We start from the raw sequence: 18008 nt of genomic DNA on the forward strand, positions 1-18008 counted from the left end.
GCCTTTAGCCATGGGACTCGAAGAAAAGCTGCCGAGCGGATTCCTGCTGACCACCGTCGAGCAGGCCGCGGGCTGGGTGCGCAAGGCGTCCGTCTTCCCCGCCACGTTCGGCCTCGCCTGCTGTGCCATCGAGATGATGACCACCGGTGCGGGCCGCTACGACCTGGCGCGCTTCGGTATGGAGGTCTTCCGGGGTTCACCCCGTCAGGCGGACCTCATGATCGTCGCCGGCCGGGTGAGCCAGAAGATGGCGCCGGTGCTCCGGCAGGTCTACGACCAGATGCCGAACCCCAAGTGGGTCATCTCCATGGGCGTGTGCGCCTCCTCCGGCGGCATGTTCAACAACTACGCGATCGTCCAGGGCGTCGATCACATCGTGCCCGTCGACATCTACCTCCCGGGCTGCCCACCGCGCCCCGAGATGCTGATGGACGCGATCCTCAAGCTCCACCACAAGATTCAGAACACCAAGCTCGGCGTGAACGCCGAGGAGGCGGCCCGCGAGGCGGAGGAAGCGGCGCTCAAGGCCCTGCCCATGATCGAGATGAAGGGGCTGCTGCGGTGAGCGACGCAAACGGCACCCACGGCGCCGACGACTCCTCGAACGGGGTGAACCCCGAGAAGGATCTCTCCGCCTCCAACCTCCCTGGCCAGCGCGGCCAAGGTGGTGAGGAGGTCCGCGTCCAGCGCGGGATGTTCGGCGCCAACAACGGTGGCGACACCTCCGGATACGGCGGCCTGGTCCGCTCCGTCCGGCTCCCGGGAGCGGCGAGCCGGCCCTACGGCGGCTGGTTCGACGAGGTCGCCGACGAACTCGAGGGCGCGCTGGAGGAGCAGGGTCTGCTCCCCGCCAACGCGATCGAGAAGACGGTCGTCGACCGCGATGAGCTCACCTTCCACATCGAACGCGAGCACCTGCTCCGTGTGGCGCGCACCCTGCGCGACGATCCGGCCCTGCGCTTCGAGCTCTGTACCGGCGTCAGCGCCGTGCACTACCCGAACGACAAGGGCCGTGAGCTGCACGCCGTCTACCACCTGCGCTCGATCACCCACAACCGGTTGATCCGGCTGGAGGTCAGCGCGCCGGACGCCGACCCGCACATCCCGTCCCTGGTCTCCGTCTATCCCACGAACGACTGGCACGAGCGCGAGACCTACGACTTCTTCGGGATCGTCTTCGACGGTCACCCGGCCCTGACGCGGATCATGATGCCGGACGACTGGCAGGGCCATCCGCAGCGCAAGGACTACCCCCTCGGCGGCATCCCCGTCGAGTACAAGGGCGCCCAGATCCCGGCTCCGGACCAGCGGAGGTCGTACTCATGAGCACGCAGTCAGCATCCGCCCGTGAGACCACCGAGGGCGCTGTGTACACGGTCACCGGTGGCGACTGGGACGAGGTCGTCCAGTCCGCGACCCGGGCCGACGACGAGCGCATCATCGTCAACATGGGCCCCCAGCACCCCTCCACTCACGGGGTGCTCCGCCTGATCCTGGAGATCGAGGGCGAGACGGTCACCGAGGCCCGCTGCGGCATCGGCTACCTCCACACCGGTATCGAGAAGAACCTCGAGTACCGCACGTGGACGCAGGGCACCACGTTCGTGACGCGCATGGACTACCTGACGTCGTTCTTCAACGAGACCGCCTACTGTCTCGCCGTCGAGAAGCTCCTCGGCATCGAGGACCAGATCACCGAGCGAGCCAAGATCATCCGGGTGCTCCTGATGGAGCTGAACCGGATGTCCTCCCACCTGGTGTGCATCGCCACGGGCGGCATGGAACTCGGTGCCACCACGATCATGATCTACGGATTCCGTGATCGTGAAATGATTCTCGACATCTACGAGCTCATCACGGGCCTGCGGATGAACCACGCGTACATCCGCCCCGGCGGACTCGCCCAGGACCTGCCGCCCGGCGCGGTGGACCAGATCCGCGAGTTCGTGAAGAAGATGAAGAAGAACTTCCCCGAGTACGACAAGCTCGCCACCGGGAACCCCATCTTCAAGGCCCGTATGCAGGACGTCGGCTATCTCGACCTGGCCGGCTGCATGGCCCTCGGCGCCACCGGTCCGATCCTTCGGTCCACCGGCCTTCCGCACGACCTGCGCAAGGCGCAGCCGTACTGCGACTACGAGACGTACGACTTCGATGTCCCGACCGCCGACTCGTGCGACTCCTACGGCCGCTTCCTGGTCCGCCTGGAGGAGATGCGCCAGTCGCTCCGGATCGTCGAGCAGTGCCTGGACCGGCTGCAGCCCGGCCCTGTCATGGTCGCCGACCGCAAGATCGCCTGGCCCGCCCAGCTCGCCCTGGGCCCCGACGGTCTGGGCAACTCCCTGGACCACATCAAGAAGATCATGGGCACCTCCATGGAGGCCCTGATCCACCACTTCAAGCTGGTGACCGAAGGCTTCCGCGTCCCGCCGGGACAGGCGTACGCGGCCGTCGAGTCACCCAAGGGCGAACTCGGTGTGCACGCCGTCTCCGACGGAGGCACCCGCCCTTACCGGGTCCACTTCCGGGACCCGTCCTTCACCAACCTTCAGGCCATGGCGGCGATGTGCGAGGGCGGCCAGGTCGCCGACGTCATCGTCGCCGTCGCCTCCATCGACCCCGTAATGGGAGGCGTCGACCGGTGACCACCTCTTCTTCCGAGCGGGGCGTCAGCCTGGGTATGCCCGAACTGCCCGCGCCCGCCTACCCGGACGACGTCCGGGCCCGGCTGGAGGCGGATGCGGGCGAGATCATCGCCCGCTATCCCGACTCCCGGTCCGCGCTCCTGCCGTTGCTGCATCTCGTGCAGTCGGAGGAGGGACACGTCACGCGCACCGGGATGCAGTTCTGCGCGGACGTGCTGAAACTGACCACGGCGGAGGTCACCGCGGTCGCCACCTTCTACACCATGTACCGGCGCCGCCCCAGCGGCGACTACCAGGTGGGCGTCTGCACCAACACGCTGTGCGCGGTGATGGGCGGTGACGCGATCTTCGAACAGCTCCAGGAGCACCTGGGCATCGGCAACGGCGAGACCACCGACGACGGCAAGATCACCCTGGAGCACATCGAGTGCAACGCGGCCTGTGACTTCGCGCCGGTCGTGATGGTCAACTGGGAGTTCTTCGACAACCAGACCGTGCAGAGCGCGAAGCGCCTGGTGGACGACCTGCGGATCGGTCACACCGTCGCGCCGACGCGCGGTGCGCCGCTGTGCACCTTCAAGGAGACCGCCCGGATCCTGGCGGGCTTCCCCGACGAGCGGGAGGGTGCCGTCGAGGCGAGCGGCAGTGCGGGACCGGCGTCGCTGGTGGGTCTTCGCCTGGCAAGGGGAGAGACCGCACCCGCGCGAGTGGTCCACCCGCGGGACGGCGGGCCGCACGACGAGCCGCAGGACCGGACGGTGCACGAGCCGTCGCCCAAGGAGCACCTGAGTTCGCACGACGCGCCGCAGAACACATCGGCCTCCGACCCGGCTCACCCGGCAGGGCCTACCGCCGAGGAGGGGGAGTGATGACCTTGGCACCCGAGTTGAAGGGCGGCAGCCCGGAAAAGCTGCTCGCACCCGTGCTGTCGGCCTTCTGGGACGAGGACCGGTCCTGGAGCCTGGACGTCTACCGAAGGCACGAAGGGTACGAGGGCCTCCGCAAGGCGCTCGCCATGTCGCCGGACGACCTGATCGCGTACGTGAAGGACTCCGGTCTGCGAGGGCGTGGCGGCGCGGGATTCCCGACGGGAATGAAATGGCAGTTCATTCCCCAGGGTGATGGAAAGCCGCACTATCTAGTTGTCAACGCCGACGAATCGGAGCCCGGGACCTGTAAGGACATCCCGCTCCTCTTCGCGAACCCGCACAGCCTCATCGAGGGCATTGTGATCGCGTGTTATGCGATCCGGTCGTCTCATGCCTTCATCTATCTGCGTGGTGAAGTCGTCCCCGTTCTGCGGCGGTTGCACGAGGCCGTGCGCGAGGCCTACGCGGCGGGCTACCTCGGCGAGAACATCCTGGGCAGCGGACTCGACCTCGAACTCACCGTGCACGCCGGCGCCGGCGCGTACATCTGCGGTGAGGAGACCGCGCTGCTCGACTCGCTCGAAGGCCGCCGTGGTCAACCGCGGCTGCGCCCTCCTTTCCCTGCCGTCGCGGGCCTCTATGCGTGCCCGACTGTGGTGAATAACGTCGAATCGATCGCGTCGGTTCCCGCGATTCTGCAAAACGGCAAAGAATGGTTCAGGTCGATGGGGAGCGAGAAGTCCCCGGGCTTCACGCTCTACTCGCTCAGCGGCCATGTCGCCGCCCCCGGCCAGTACGAGGCCCCGCTCGGCATCACCCTCCGCCAGCTCCTCGAGATGAGCGGCGGCATGCGGCCGGGGCACCGGCTCAAGTTCTGGACACCGGGCGGCTCCTCGACGCCGATGTTCACCGAGGAGCACCTCGACGTCCCTCTTGACTACGAAGGAGTGGGTGCCGCGGGTTCCATGCTCGGCACCAAAGCTCTCCAGTGCTTCGACGAGACGACCTGCGTCGTGCGGGCCGTCACCCGGTGGACCGAGTTCTACGCGCACGAGTCCTGCGGCAAGTGCACCCCGTGCCGTGAGGGAACGTACTGGCTCGTGCAGTTGCTGCGGGACATCGAGGCCGGCAAGGGAGCCCTCTCCGACCTCGACAAGCTCAACGACATCGCCGACAACATCAACGGCAAGTCCTTCTGCGCCCTCGGCGACGGCGCGGCCTCGCCGATCTTCTCCTCGCTCAAGTACTTCCGCGAGGAGTACGAGCAGCACATCACGGGCCGCGGCTGCCCCTTCGATCCGGCCAAGTCGACGGTCTGGGCGGACAAGCACACGGAGGTGAACGCATGACGGTGACCACCAGCGCTCCCTCCGGAGGCGGCGAGGCGGCGGTCCCGCCGGAAGATCTCGTGACGCTGACGATCGACGGCGCCGAGATCAGCGTGCCCAAGGGCACCCTGGTCATCCGGGCCGCCGAGCAACTCGGCATCGAGATCCCGCGCTTCTGCGACCATCCCCTCCTCGATCCGGTCGGCGCCTGCCGGCAGTGCATCGTCGAGGTCGAGGGCCAGCGCAAGCCGATGGCGTCCTGCACGATCACGTGCACGGACGGCATGGTGGTGAAGACCCAGCTCAGTTCACCGGTGGCCGAGAAGGCGCAGCACGGTGTGATGGAGCTGCTCCTCATCAACCACCCGCTGGACTGCCCGGTCTGTGACAAGGGCGGCGAGTGTCCCCTGCAGAACCAGGCCGTGTCGCACGGCCAGGCGGAGTCCCGCTTCGAGGGCAGGAAACGCACGTACGAGAAGCCTCTGCCGATCTCGACGCAGGTGCTGCTCGACCGTGAGCGGTGCGTACTGTGCGCGCGCTGCACCCGGTTCTCCAACCAGGTGGCGGGCGACCCGATGATCGAGTTGATCGAGCGGGGCGCGCTGCAGCAGGTGGGGACCGGTGAGGGCGACCCCTTCGAGTCGTACTTCTCCGGCAACACCATCCAGATCTGCCCGGTCGGCGCGCTGACCTCGGCGGCGTACCGATTCCGCTCGCGGCCCTTCGACCTGGTCTCCTCACCGTCGGTCTGCGAGCACTGCTCCGGCGGCTGCGCCACGCGCACCGACCACCGGCGCGGCAAGGTCATGCGGCGCCTGGCCGCCAACGACCCCGAGGTCAACGAGGAGTGGATCTGCGACAAGGGGCGGTTCGCGTTCCGGTACGCCCAGCAGCGGGACCGGCTCGACACGCCTCTGGTGCGCGACGCCGAGGGGAACCTCGTACCGGCTTCCTGGCCGGAGGCGTTGCAGATCGCGGCCCAGGGTCTGCTGGCGTCGCGTGGCAGGACCGGTGTCCTGACCGGCGGCCGCCTCACCATCGAGGACGCCTACGCGTACAGCAAGTTCACGCGCGTGGCGCTCGACACCAACGACATCGACTTCCGCGCGCGTGCGCACAGCAGTGAGGAGGCCGACTTCCTGGCCGCCCACATCGCCGGCCGCGGACGTGACCTCGACGGTACGGGCGTCACGTACACCCTGCTGGAGAAGGCGCCCGCCGTACTGCTCGTCGGGTTCGAGTCGGAGGAGGAGGCGCCCGGCGTCTTCCTGAGGTTGCGCAAGGCCTGGCGCAAGCACGGACAGCGGGTGTTCTCGCTGGCCACGCACGTCACCCGGGGCCTGGAGAAGGCGGGCGGCACACTGCTGTCGGCCGCACCGGGGACCGAGACGGAGTGGCTGGACGCACTCGCGGGCGGCGTCGGCCTGGAGGACGCGGGCGGCAAGGCCGCCGAGGCGCTGCGGGCCGAAGGCGCGGTGATCGTCGTCGGCGAGCGGCTGGCCGGCGTGGCAGGCGGCCTCACCGCCGCCGTGCGGGCCGCCGCGGCGACCGGCGCCCGACTCGTGTGGATTCCACGCCGGGCGGGCGAGCGGGGCGCGATCGAGGCCGGCGCTCTGCCGTCACTGCTGCCGGGCGGTCGTCCGGCCACCGACCCACGGGCGCGTGAGGAGGTCGCCGCGGCCTGGGGCCTCGCCGAACTTCCGCACCGCTACGGCCGGGACACCGGGCAGATCATCGAGGCCGCCACGTCCGGCGAACTTCAGGCGCTGCTCGTCGCGGGCGTCGAGGTCGCGGACCTGCCCGACCCGGCACGCGCGCGTGTGGCGCTGGCCGAGGCCGGCTTCGTCGTGTCGCTGGAGCTGCGGCCCGGTGAGGTCACCGAGCACGCCGATGTCGTCCTCCCGGTGGCCGCGGTCGCCGAGAAGGCGGGCGCCTTCCTCAACTGGGAGGGCAGGGTCCGTTTCTTCGAGGCTGCCCTGAAGCCCGACCAGATGACACGCCGTCCGGCGCCCTCCGACGCACGCGTGCTCCAGATGCTCGCCGACGCCATGGACGTCCACCTCGGCCTGCCGGACCTGCGCACCGCGCGCGCGGAGCTCGACCGGCTCGGCGCGTGGGACGGGCCGCGGGCCCCCGAGTCCCTGGAGACCGCCGCCCAGCTGCCGCGTCCCGCCGCGGGCGAGGCCGTTCTCGCCGGGCACCGTCTGCTGCTCGACCGGGGTGTCCTCCAGCAGGGAGACGAGGCGCTCGCCGGGACGCGGCACGCCGCACACGCGCGTGTGTCGCCCGCCACGGCCGCCGAGGTGGGCGTCAAGAACGGCGACGTCCTCGCCGTGACCGGGCCCGCAGGGGCGGTCGAACTGCCGCTGCTGATCACACAGATGCCCGATCGGGTGGTCTGGCTCCCGCTGAACTCCACGGGCGGAGGCGTCGCCTCCGACGCCGGGGCGACACCCGGCGCCCTTGTCCGCATCGGCCCGGCGACGCTCGTCGCCGATGCCACCGAGGAGGTGGAGGCATGAGCCCGTACTTCGCCGCTGAGGACCTCTCGATGTTCGGCCGCGACCCCTGGTGGCTGGTCGTCTTCAAGGCGGTCTTCTGCTTCGCCTTCCTGCTGCTCTCCGTGCTGTTCGCCATCGTCTGGGAGCGGAAAGTCGTCGCCTGGATGCAGCTGCGCGTCGGCCCCAACCGGCACGGCCCCTGGGGCATGCTCCAGTCGCTCGCCGACGGCATCAAACTGATGCTGAAGGAAGACCTCGTCGTCAAGCGCGCGGACAAGGTGGTGTACATCCTCGCGCCGATCATCGCGGCCATCCCGGCCTTCATGGCGATCGCGGTGATCCCCTTCGGCCCGGCCGGCAACGAGGTCTCGATCTTCGGCCAGCGCACCACGATGCAGCTGACCGACCTGCCGATCGCGATGCTCTACATCCTCGCCTGCGCCTCGATCGGCATCTACGGCATCGTGCTGGCGGGCTGGAGTTCCGGCTCCACCTACCCGCTGCTGGGCGGACTGCGGTCCTGCGCCCAGATGATCTCCTACGAGATCGCCATGGGCGCCTCGTTCGCCTCGGTGTTCCTCTACTCGGGGTCGATGTCGACGTCGACGATCGTCGAACAGCAGCAGGACCGCTGGTACATCCTCCTGCTGCCGGTCTCCTTCATCCTCTACATCATCACGATGGTCGGCGAGACCAACCGTGCCCCCTTCGACATGCCGGAGTCCGAGGGCGACCTGGTCGGCGGCTTCAACACCGAGTACTCGTCGATCAAGTTCGCGATCTTCATGCTCGCCGAGTACGCGAACATGATCACGGTCTCCGCCGTGTCGACCACGCTCTTCCTCGGCGGCTGGCGGGCCCCCTGGCCGATCAGCACCTTCTGGGAGGGCGCGAACCACGGCTGGTGGCCGATGCTCTGGTTCATCGCCAAGGTGCAGCTGCTGCTGTTCCTCTTCATCTGGCTGCGCGGCACGCTGCCCCGCGTCCGCTACGACCAGTTGATGAAGCTCGGCTGGAAGGTCCTGATCCCGGTCTCGGTGACGTGGCTGATGCTCGTCGCGACCGTACGGACCCTGCGCAACGAGAACTACGACTTCGCCGAGATCGCTCTCTACGTCTGCGGTGGCGTCCTGGCTCTGTTGCTCCTGTCCTTCATCGCGGACATGTTCCGCAACGGGGGCAAGGAAGCACAGGCCCCCGCCGAGCCCGCCGGCTTCGACCCGATGGCGGGCGGATTCCCCGTACCGCCACTGCCGGGACAGGAGCTGCCGCCGGTGCCCAGGCGCCGCCCGCACCAGGAACGAGAGCTCATTGTCAGTGGCGGAGTGGACACTGTGAGTGACGGATCGCTGGATGGAAAGGAGGCGTCCGATGGCTGAGGAGCCCAAGGAGACCAAGCCCGGTTTCCAGAACCCCGTGGCCGGCTTCGCCGTGACCTTCAAGGCCATGTTCAAGAAGCGGCTGACCGAGCAGTACCCGGAGCAGGAGAAGACCACAGCTCCCCGGTTCCACGGACGGCACCAGCTCAACCGCCATCCGGACGGCCTGGAGAAGTGCGTCGGGTGCGAACTGTGCGCCTGGGCCTGCCCCGCCGACGCCATCTACGTCGAGGGCGCGGACAACACCGAAGAGGAGCGTTACTCGCCGGGCGAGCGGTACGGGCGGGTGTATCAGATCAACTACGCCCGTTGCATCCTGTGCGGCCTGTGCATCGAGGCATGCCCCACGCGCGCGTTGACGATGACCAACGAGTTCGAGCTCGCCGACTCCAGCCGCGCCAACCTGATCTACACCAAGGAGCAACTGCTCGCCGGCCTCGAAGAGGGCATGGTCGACTCGCCCCACGCGATCTACCCGGGGACGGACGAGCAGGACTACTACCGGGGTCTGGTGACGGAGGCGGCGCCCGGCACGGAACAGCAGCCGGCCGTCTCCAAGGGCGAGGCCCCGCAGGAGGGTGCCGCCACGTCCGGCGCGGACGAGCCGGCGTCCGGGGAGGTGGTCGGCCGATGAGCGCACAACTCGCCGCCTACTCCACCTCCACCGGCGAGGCCGTGCAGTTCTGGATGCTCGGCACCGTCGCGGTGATCGGCGCCCTGTGCACCGTCTTCATGAAGAAGGCCGTGCACAGCGCGCTCTGCCTCGCCGGCACCATGATCGTCCTCGCGGTGTTCTACCTCGCCAACGGGGCGTACTTCCTGGGCATCGTGCAGATCGTCGTCTACACCGGCGCGATCATGATGCTGTTCCTGTTCGTGGTGATGCTCGTCGGTGTCACCGCGGCGGACTCCTTGAAGGAGACCATCAAGGGCCAGCGCTGGCTGGCCCTCGTCAGCGGCCTCGGCTTCGGCATCCTGCTGATCGCCGGCATCGGCAACGCCACCCTGACGGAGTTCACCGGCCTCGCCGAGGCGAACGCCAACGGCAACGTGGAGGGCCTCGCCGCCCTCATCTTCACCAAGTACGTCTTCGCCTTCGAAATCACCGGCGCCCTGCTCATCACGGCCACCGTCGGCGCCATGGTGCTCACCCACCGTGAACGCACAGAGCGGGCCAAGACCCAGCGTGAGCTGGCCGAACAGCGGGTCCGTGAGGGCAAGCACGTACCGCCGCTGCCCGCGCCGGGCGTGTACGCGCGGCACAACGCCGTGGACGTCCAGGGTCTGCTGCCCGACGGCACCCCGTCGGAGCTCACGGTGAGCAAGACGCTGCGCGAGCGCGGCCAGATCCGGGACGTGTCCACCGAGGCGCTGAACGACCTCAAGGCCCTGGAACAGCGCGCCGAGGAGCGCCTGGAGCGGACCGCGATCGAGCCGCCACACCTCAAGCGGCCCGAGGAGGCGTCGAAGTGAACCCCGTCAACTACCTCTACCTCGCCGCGCTGTTGTTCACGATCGGTGCGACCGGTGTGCTGATCAGGCGCAACGCGATCGTCGTCTTCATGTGCATCGAGCTCATGCTCAACGCCTGCAACCTCGCGTTCGTCACCTTCTCCCGGATGCACGGCAATCTCGACGGCCAGATCATCGCCTTCTTCACGATGGTCGTCGCCGCCGCCGAGGTCGTGGTCGGACTCGCGATCATCGTGTCGCTGTTCCGTTCCCGCCACTCGGCCTCGGTCGACGACGCCAGCCTGATGAAGCTGTAAGGGGTCGGAAGAATCGTGGAGAACCTGATTGCGCTGCTGATCGCGGCGCCCCTGCTCGGAGCGGCCGTCCTTCTGGTCGGCGGCCGTCGGCTCGACGCCGTCGGCCACTGGGTCGGCACGCTCCTGTCGTCCGTCTCCTTCGTGTTCGGCGTCGTCCTCTTCAGCGACCTGCTGAGCAAGGACGCCGAGGACCGGACGCTGACGCAGCATCTGTTCAGCTGGATCCCGGTCGAGGGCTTCCAGGCGGACGTCGCCTTCCGCCTCGACCAGTTGTCGATGACGTTCGTGCTGCTGATCACGGGTGTCGGCTCGCTGATCCACCTGTACTCGATCGGGTACATGGAGCACGACGAGCGGCGCCGCCGCTTCTTCGGCTATCTGAACCTGTTCCTGGCGGCGATGCTGCTGCTCGTCCTCGCCGACAACTACCTGCTGCTGTACGTCGGCTGGGAGGGCGTCGGACTCGCCTCCTACCTGCTCATCGGCTTCTGGCAGCACAAGCCCAGCGCCGCCACCGCCGCGAAGAAGGCCTTCCTGGTCAACCGCGTCGGCGACATCGGCCTGTCGATCGCCATCATGCTGATGTTCACCACCTTCGGGACCTTCGCCTTCGGCCCGCTGCTCGGGGCGGAAGGCGAACCCGGCATCGCGGGTGACGCGAGCGAGGGCAAGCTGACCGCCATCGCCCTGATGCTGCTGCTCGCCGCCTGCGGCAAGTCCGCCCAGGTGCCGCTCCAGTCCTGGCTCGGGGACGCGATGGAAGGCCCGACCCCGGTCTCGGCCCTCATCCACGCGGCGACCATGGTGACGGCGGGCGTGTACCTGATCGTCCGCTCGGCGGCCGTCTTCAACGGCGCACCCGACGCGCAGCTCGTCGTCACCGTCGTCGGTGCCGTCACGCTGCTGTTCGGTGCGATCGTCGGTTGCGCGAAGGACGACATCAAGAAGGCGCTGGCCGGCTCGACCATGTCGCAGATCGGCTACATGGTGCTGGCCGCGGGCCTCGGTCCCATCGGCTACGTCTTCGCGATCATGCACCTGGTGACGCACGGCTTCTTCAAGGCCGGGCTGTTCCTCGGCGCGGGCTCCGTCATGCACGGCATGAACGACGAGGTCGACATGCGCAAGTACGGCGGACTCAGGAAGTACATGCCGGTCACCTTCGTGACCTTCGGTCTGGGCTACCTCGCCATCATCGGGTTCCCGGGACTGTCCGGCTTCTTCTCCAAGGACAAGATCATCGAGGCGGCGTTCGCCAAGGGCGGCACCGAGGGCTGGATCCTCGGCGGCTGCGCCCTGCTCGGCGCGGCCATCACCGCGTACTACATGACGCGCGTGATGCTGATGACGTTCTTCGGCGAGGAGCGTTGGAAGAACCGACCCACTCGTTCCCCCGAGGCGCCCAGCGCGGAGCCCGCCGCCGCGCACCACGGCGAGCACGCGGAGCCGCACCCGCACGAGTCGCCCAAGGTCATGACGATCCCGATGATCGTGCTGGCCTTCGGATCGGTCTTCGCCGGCGGGTTCTTCAGCATCGGCGACCGCTTCCTGCACTGGCTGGAGCCGGTCACCGGCCACTCCCACGGCGACTCCCCGGTCAGCGCCCTCACCGTCACCCTCGCCACGATGGTGGTCCTGGTGATCGGCGTGGCGATCGCGTACGCCCAGTACGGCCGCCGCCCTGTCCCGGTCGTCGCCCCGCGCGGGTCGCTGCTCACCCGGGCCGCCCGGCGCGATCTCCTCCAGGACGACTTCAACCACGTCGTCCTGGTCCGCGGCGGCGAGCACCTCACCCGCTCCCTGGTCTACGTCGACCACACCCTGGTCGACGGAGTCGTCAACGGCACGGCGGCCTCGGTCGGCGGCCTCTCCGGGCGCCTGCGCCGACTCCAGAACGGCTTCGCGCGGTCGTACGCGGTCTCGATGTTCGGCGGTGCGGCGGTCCTCGTCGCCGCGACCCTGCTGATGAGGGCGGTCTGATACCGATGTCCTTTCCTCTGCTGACAGCGACGGCGGCGCTCCCGGCGATCGGGGCGGTCCTCACGGCCGCCGTACCGGCCGCCCGGCGCAACGCCGCCAAATCGCTGGCCCTGGTGTTCTCCCTCGCGACACTCGCCCTGGCGATCGTCGTCCTGGTCCGCTTCGATCCGGACGGCGACCGCTACCAGCTCACCGAATCGCACTCCTGGATCGCGGACTTCGGGGTCCGGTACGAGCTGGGCGTGGACGGCATCGGGGTCGCGCTCCTCGCGCTGACCGCGCTGCTGATCCCGTTCATCATCCTCGCGGGCTGGCACGACGCCGACCCGCTGGAGACGGGCAACAAGCGCTGGCGGCCGACGCAGGGCTTCTTCGCCCTGATCCTGGCCGTCGAGGCGATGGTGATCATCTCCTTCGAGGCGACCGACGTCTTCCTCTTCTACATCTTCTTCGAAGCCATGCTGATCCCGATGTACTTCCTCATCGGCGGCTTCGGGGACCGTGCCCACGAGCACGGTGAGGAGGCGGCGTCGACGCAACGGTCGTACGCGGCCGTGAAGTTCCTCCTGTACAACCTGGTCGGCGGGCTGATCATGCTCGCCGCGGTGATCGGCCTCTATGTGGTCGCCGGGAACTTCTCGCTCACGGAGATCGCCGAGGCCCGCGCCAACGGCACGCTCGACATGGCGACGAACACCGAACGCTGGCTGTTCCTGGGCTTCTTCTTCGCCTTCGCCGTGAAGGCGCCCCTGTGGCCGCTGCACACCTGGCTGCCCAACGCCATGGGTGAGGCGACCGCCCCGGTCGCCGTGCTCATCACGGCGGTCGTCGACAAGGTGGGCACCTTCGCGATGCTGCGGTTCTGCCTCCAGCTGTTCCCGGAGGCGAGCAAGTGGGCGACGCCCGCCGTCCTCGTCCTCGCGGTGATCAGCATCATCTACGGGGCGCTGCTCGCCGTGGGTCAGCGGGACATCAAGCGGCTGGTGGCGTACGCCTCGATCTCGCACTTCGGGTTCATCATCCTGGGCATCTTCGCGATGACCAGCCAGGGCCAGTCCGGCGCGACGCTCTACATGGTCAACCACGGCATCTCGACAGCCGCCCTGATGCTGGTCGCGGGCTTCCTGATCTCCCGGCGCGGCTCGCGGCTCATCGCCGACTACGGCGGGGTGCAGAAGGTCGCGCCGGTACTCGCCGGCACCTTCCTGATCGGCGGTCTGGCGACGCTGTCGCTGCCGGGGCTCGCGCCCTTCGTGAGCGAGTTCCTGGTCCTGGTCGGCACCTTCGCGCGCTACCCGGCGATCGGCATCATCGCCACCTTCGGCATCGTCCTCGCCGCGCTCTACACCCTCGTCCTCTACCAGCGGACGATGACGGGCCCGGTGAAGCCGGAGCTCTCGGCGATGCCCGACCTGCGCGCGCGTGAGCTCGTGGTCGTCGCCCCGCTGATCGTGCTGTTGATCTTCCTGGGCGTCTACCCGAAGCCCGTCACGGACATCGTGGATCCGGCGGTCAAACAGACCCTGTCCGACGTACACAAGAAGGACCCCCAGCCCGAGGTGGAGGCGGCCAAGTGAGCGCATCAGCCGTCCACAGCCTGTGGACAACGGCGGCAACCGCGGCCGAACCGATCTCGAAGATCGACTCGCCGAAGATCGAGTACGGGCAATTGTCGCCCACCTTGATCGTCATCGGCGCGGCGATCATCGGCGTGCTGGTCGAGGCGTTCGTGCCGCGCAAGCACCGCTACTACGTACAAGTGTTCGTATCCGTCGTGGCGCTGGCCGCCGCCTTCGCCGCGGTGGTGGCGCTCGCGGAGGGCGGCTACGGCACCACGAAGGCACGCATCGCGGCCATGGGCGCGATCGCGGTCGACGGGCCGGCCCTGTTCCTCCAGGGCACGATCCTGCTGGCCGCCCTGGTCGGTCTGTTCACCTTCGCGGAACGGCGCCTCGACCCCGAGGTGCACGGCAACCGGGTCGACTCCTTCGTCGCCCAGGCGGCCTCCGTGCCCGGCAGCGACAGTGAGCAGGCCGCGGTCAAGGCCGGTTTCACGACCACCGAGGTCTTCCCGCTCCTGCTGTTCGCGGTCGCCGGCATGCTGGTCTTCCCGTCGGCCAACGACCTGCTGACCCTGTTCATCGCCCTGGAAGTGTTCTCACTGCCGCTGTACCTCCTGTGCGCACTGGCCCGCCGCAAGCGGCTCATGTCACAGGAGGCCGCGGTCAAGTACTTCCTCCTCGGCGCGTTCGCCTCCGCGTTCACCCTCTTCGGCATCGCCCTGCTGTACGGGTACGCGGGCTCTGTCTCGTACGGCACGATCGCGCAGGTCGTCGACGGCACCGTGCAGAACGTGAACCCGGCGCTCGCCGACACCATGGGCAACGACGCGCTGCTCCTCGTCGGCGCCGCGATGATCGTCATGGGGCTGCTGTTCAAGGTGGGAGCGGTGCCGTTCCACATGTGGACGCCCGACGTCTACCAGGGAGCGCCGACCCCGGTCACCGGCTTCATGGCCGCGGCGACCAAGGTGGCCGCCTTCGGCGCGCTGCTGCGCCTCCTCTACGTCGTCCTGCCCGGCCTGCGGTGGGACTGGCGACCGGTCATGTGGGGCGTCGCGATCGTCACCATGCTGGGCGGCGCGATCGTCGCGATCACGCAGACCGACATCAAGCGGCTGCTGGCCTACTCGTCCATCGCGCACGCCGGATTCATCCTCGCGGGTGTCATCGCGACCACTCCGGACGGCGTCTCGTCGGTCCTCTTCTACCTCGCCGCGTACTCGTTCGTGACGATCGGCGCGTTCGCGGTGGTCACCCTCGTACGCGACGCGGGCGGCGAGGCGACCCACCTGTCCAAATGGGCCGGGCTCGGGCGCCGGTCGCCCTTGGTGGCGGCCGTGTTCGCGGTCTTCCTGCTGGCCTTCGCCGGTATCCCGCTGACCTCCGGGTTCGCCGGGAAGTTCGCCGTGTTCAAGGCGGCGGCGGAGGGTGGCGCGGCCCCGCTGGTCGTGGTCGGTGTGATCTCGTCGGCGATCGCGGCGTTCTTCTACATCCGCGTGATCGTGCTGATGTTCTTCAGCGAGCCTCGGCCCGAGGGCCCGACCGTCGCCGTCCCGTCACCGCTGACGATGACGGCGATCGCGGTGGGCGTGGCGGTCACACTGGTGCTCGGCGTGGCGCCGCAGTACTTCCTCGACCTGGCGAACCAGGCGGGAGTGTTCGTGCGCTGAGCCGCTCCGCCCGGGTGCGCCGACCTGGGCATCTCCGTACGACGGGCCCGGTCCCCCAGGTGGGGGCCGGGCCCGTCGGCGCCGTTGCACATGATCCGGTCCGCGATGCGCCGACGCCTGGCACCCTGGGTCACCGGAACGAGCCTGTGGATAACTCCGGCGCTGTCAGTCCGGACCCCTATCGTGGAGGCAGTGGTCGAGAGACGACGTACGGGGGACCAGTCGATGGGCGGGACGGGCGGGATCAGCGAGATGACAGGTATCACCGGGACATCGGAGCGGACCGACAGCGAGGCACTGGCCACGCTGCACCGGGTCTTCGGGTACGACGCCTTCCGCGGCGAGCAGGAAGCGGTCATCGAGCACGTGGTGGCCGGCGGGGACGCGGTCGTCCTCATGCCGACCGGCGGCGGAAAGTCGCTGTGCTACCAGATCCCCGCCCTGGTCAGACCCGGCACGGGCATCGTGGTCTCCCCGCTGATCGCGTTGATGCAGGACCAGGTGGACGCGCTGCGGGCGCTCGGCGTCAACGCCGGGTTCATGAACTCCACCCAGGACTTCGACGAGCGGCGGGTGGTCGAGGCGGAGTTCCTCGCAGGCGAACTGGACCTGCTGTACCTGGCGCCGGAGCGACTGCGCCTGGACTCCACCCTGGACCTCCTCTCCCGGGGCAAGATCGCCGTCTTCGCGATCGACGAGGCGCACTGTGTCTCCCAGTGGGGCCACGACTTCCGCCCCGACTATCTGTCCCTCTCACTGCTCGGCGAGCGCTGGCCGGACGTCCCGCGGATCGCGCTCACGGCGACGGCCACGCACGCGACGCACCAGGAGATCACCCAGCGGCTGCACATGCCGTCGGCCCGGCACTTCGTGGCGAGCTTCGACCGGCCCAACATCCAGTACCGGATCGTGCCGAAGGCCGACCCCAAGAAGCAGCTGCTGAGCTTCCTGCGAGAGGAGCACGCGGGCGACGCCGGCATCGTGTACTGCCTCTCGCGCAACTCCGTCGACAAGACGGCCGAGTTCCTCTCGCGCAACGGCGTGGAGGCGGTGCCGTACCACGCGGGCCTGGACGCCGGCACGCGCGCGGCGCACCAGTCACGGTTCCTGCGGGAGGAAGGCCTGGTCGTGTGCGCGACCATCGCCTTCGGCATGGGCATCGACAAGCCGGACGTACGGTTCGTCGCCCACCTCGACCTGCCCAAGTCGATCGAGGGCTACTACCAGGAGACGGGGCGTGGCGGACGGGACGGACTGCCCTCCACGGCATGGATGGCGTACGGCCTCAACGACGTCATACAGCAGCGCAAACTGATCCAGTCCGGCGAGGGCGACGAGGCCTTCCGGCGGCGCGCCGCCGCGCACCTGGACTCGATGCTGGCGCTGTGCGAGACCTCCCGGTGCCGCCGCGGACAACTGCTCGCCTACTTCGGCCAGGAGCCGGGCGCGGTGGGTTGCGGCAACTGCGACACCTGCCTCACACCACCGGAGACCTGGGACGGCACGGTCGCGGCCCAGAAAGTGCTGTCCACGGTGGTGCGGCTCCAGCGCGAGCGCGGGCAGAAGTTCGGTGCGGTACAGATCGTCGACATCCTCACGGGCAAGCGCACGGCCAAGGTGATCCAGTTCGATCACGACCAGCTGTCGGTGTTCGGCATCGGGGCGGATCTCTCCGAGGGCGAATGGCGCGGCGTGGTGCGGCAGTTGCTGGCGCAGGGACTGCTCGCGGTGGAGGGGGAGTACGGCACGCTGGTGCTGACGGAGGCCAGCGGGTCGGTACTGCGCCGCGAGCGGGACGTACCGCTGCGCAAGGAGCCCAAGAAGCCGGCGACGTCGAAGGCGTCGGGCTCTTCCTCCTCCGGCAGGAGCAAGTCCAAGGCCGCCGCGGCCGAGCTGCCCGAGGAACTGGCGCCGGCCTTCGAGGCCCTGCGTGCCTGGCGGGCCGAGCAGGCACGGGAGCAGGGCGTCCCGGCGTACGTCATCTTCCACGACGCCACGCTCCGGGAGATCGCCACCGCCTGGCCGACCTCGGTGGAACAGCTCGGCGGCATCAGCGGGGTCGGCGAGAAGAAGCTGGTGACCTACGGGGAGGGCGTGATCGCGGTGCTGGCCTCGCTGGGCGGGACACCGGACACCGCCGCTCCCGAAGCCGCGGTACGTCCGGCCCGCCCGGCCCCCGGCACCGTGCGGAGTGACGAAACGGATCCGGGTGGTTCGGACTACTGGCCCGAGATGGACGCGGAGCCGGAGCCCGAGGACTGGGAGTAGGGCCGGGGGACTGGCCTGGAGGCTTGGCACGGGGGCC

The 18008-nt window shown here is 68.7% G+C and carries 14 protein-coding genes; all 14 read left to right on the forward strand.

Features of this window, described 5'->3' with window-relative positions:
* The first annotated feature begins 10 nt into the window (after window positions 1-10).
* Window positions 11-565, forward strand: a complete 555-nt coding sequence (locus QF030_RS24625) for a NuoB/complex I 20 kDa subunit family protein (RefSeq protein ID WP_062640096.1) — start codon at window positions 11-13, stop codon at window positions 563-565.
* Window positions 562-1326 (forward strand): NADH-quinone oxidoreductase subunit C, encoded by a 765-nt coding sequence (locus QF030_RS24630; protein WP_307164810.1) that lies wholly within the window; start codon window positions 562-564, stop codon window positions 1324-1326. Before QF030_RS24625 ends, QF030_RS24630 begins: the two co-directional genes overlap by 4 nt.
* On the forward strand, window positions 1323-2645 hold the full coding sequence (locus QF030_RS24635) for an NADH-quinone oxidoreductase subunit D (RefSeq protein ID WP_307164811.1): 1323 nt from the start codon (window positions 1323-1325) through the stop codon (window positions 2643-2645). Before QF030_RS24630 ends, QF030_RS24635 begins: the two co-directional genes overlap by 4 nt.
* Window positions 2642-3514, forward strand: a complete 873-nt coding sequence (nuoE, locus tag QF030_RS24640; protein ID WP_307164812.1) for an NADH-quinone oxidoreductase subunit NuoE — start codon at window positions 2642-2644, stop codon at window positions 3512-3514. Before QF030_RS24635 ends, nuoE begins: the two co-directional genes overlap by 4 nt.
* Window positions 3511-4863 (forward strand): NADH-quinone oxidoreductase subunit NuoF, encoded by a 1353-nt coding sequence (gene nuoF, locus QF030_RS24645; protein WP_307164813.1) that lies wholly within the window; start codon window positions 3511-3513, stop codon window positions 4861-4863. Before nuoE ends, nuoF begins: the two co-directional genes overlap by 4 nt.
* On the forward strand, window positions 4860-7364 hold the full coding sequence (locus tag QF030_RS24650) for an NADH-quinone oxidoreductase subunit G (protein WP_307164814.1): 2505 nt from the start codon (window positions 4860-4862) through the stop codon (window positions 7362-7364). Before nuoF ends, QF030_RS24650 begins: the two co-directional genes overlap by 4 nt.
* A complete protein-coding gene (nuoH, locus tag QF030_RS24655; RefSeq protein WP_307164815.1) occupies window positions 7361-8722 on the forward strand; it encodes an NADH-quinone oxidoreductase subunit NuoH in 1362 nt (453 codons plus the stop codon). Before QF030_RS24650 ends, nuoH begins: the two co-directional genes overlap by 4 nt.
* Complete coding sequence (gene nuoI, locus QF030_RS24660; RefSeq protein WP_307164816.1) at window positions 8715-9356, forward strand: NADH-quinone oxidoreductase subunit NuoI; 642 nt, start codon at window positions 8715-8717, stop codon at window positions 9354-9356. The genes nuoH and nuoI overlap by 8 nt, the downstream gene beginning before the upstream one ends.
* A complete protein-coding gene (locus QF030_RS24665; RefSeq protein WP_307164817.1) occupies window positions 9353-10195 on the forward strand; it encodes an NADH-quinone oxidoreductase subunit J in 843 nt (280 codons plus the stop codon). The genes nuoI and QF030_RS24665 overlap by 4 nt, the downstream gene beginning before the upstream one ends.
* The gene (gene nuoK, locus QF030_RS24670) at window positions 10192-10491 is read left to right on the forward strand and encodes an NADH-quinone oxidoreductase subunit NuoK (protein WP_020130147.1); all 300 of its coding nucleotides are present in this window, start codon (window positions 10192-10194) and stop codon (window positions 10489-10491) included. The genes QF030_RS24665 and nuoK overlap by 4 nt, the downstream gene beginning before the upstream one ends.
* A 15-nt stretch (window positions 10492-10506) precedes the next feature.
* Window positions 10507-12471: an NADH-quinone oxidoreductase subunit L gene (nuoL, locus tag QF030_RS24675; protein ID WP_307164818.1), complete on the forward strand. Its 1965-nt coding sequence runs from the start codon at window positions 10507-10509 to the stop codon at window positions 12469-12471.
* A gap of 5 nt (window positions 12472-12476) precedes the next feature.
* A complete protein-coding gene (locus QF030_RS24680; protein WP_307164819.1) occupies window positions 12477-14048 on the forward strand; it encodes an NADH-quinone oxidoreductase subunit M in 1572 nt (523 codons plus the stop codon).
* The gene (gene nuoN / locus QF030_RS24685; RefSeq protein WP_307164820.1) at window positions 14045-15703 is read left to right on the forward strand and encodes an NADH-quinone oxidoreductase subunit NuoN; all 1659 of its coding nucleotides are present in this window, start codon (window positions 14045-14047) and stop codon (window positions 15701-15703) included. The genes QF030_RS24680 and nuoN overlap by 4 nt, the downstream gene beginning before the upstream one ends.
* Window positions 15704-15928: 225 nt before the next feature.
* Complete coding sequence (gene recQ, locus QF030_RS24690) at window positions 15929-17971, forward strand: DNA helicase RecQ (protein ID WP_307167679.1); 2043 nt, start codon at window positions 15929-15931, stop codon at window positions 17969-17971.
* The last annotated feature ends 37 nt before the right edge of the window (window positions 17972-18008 follow it).

This window comes from Streptomyces rishiriensis (genome assembly GCF_030815485.1).
Taxonomy (GTDB): Bacteria; Actinomycetota; Actinomycetes; order Streptomycetales; family Streptomycetaceae; genus Streptomyces; species Streptomyces rishiriensis_A.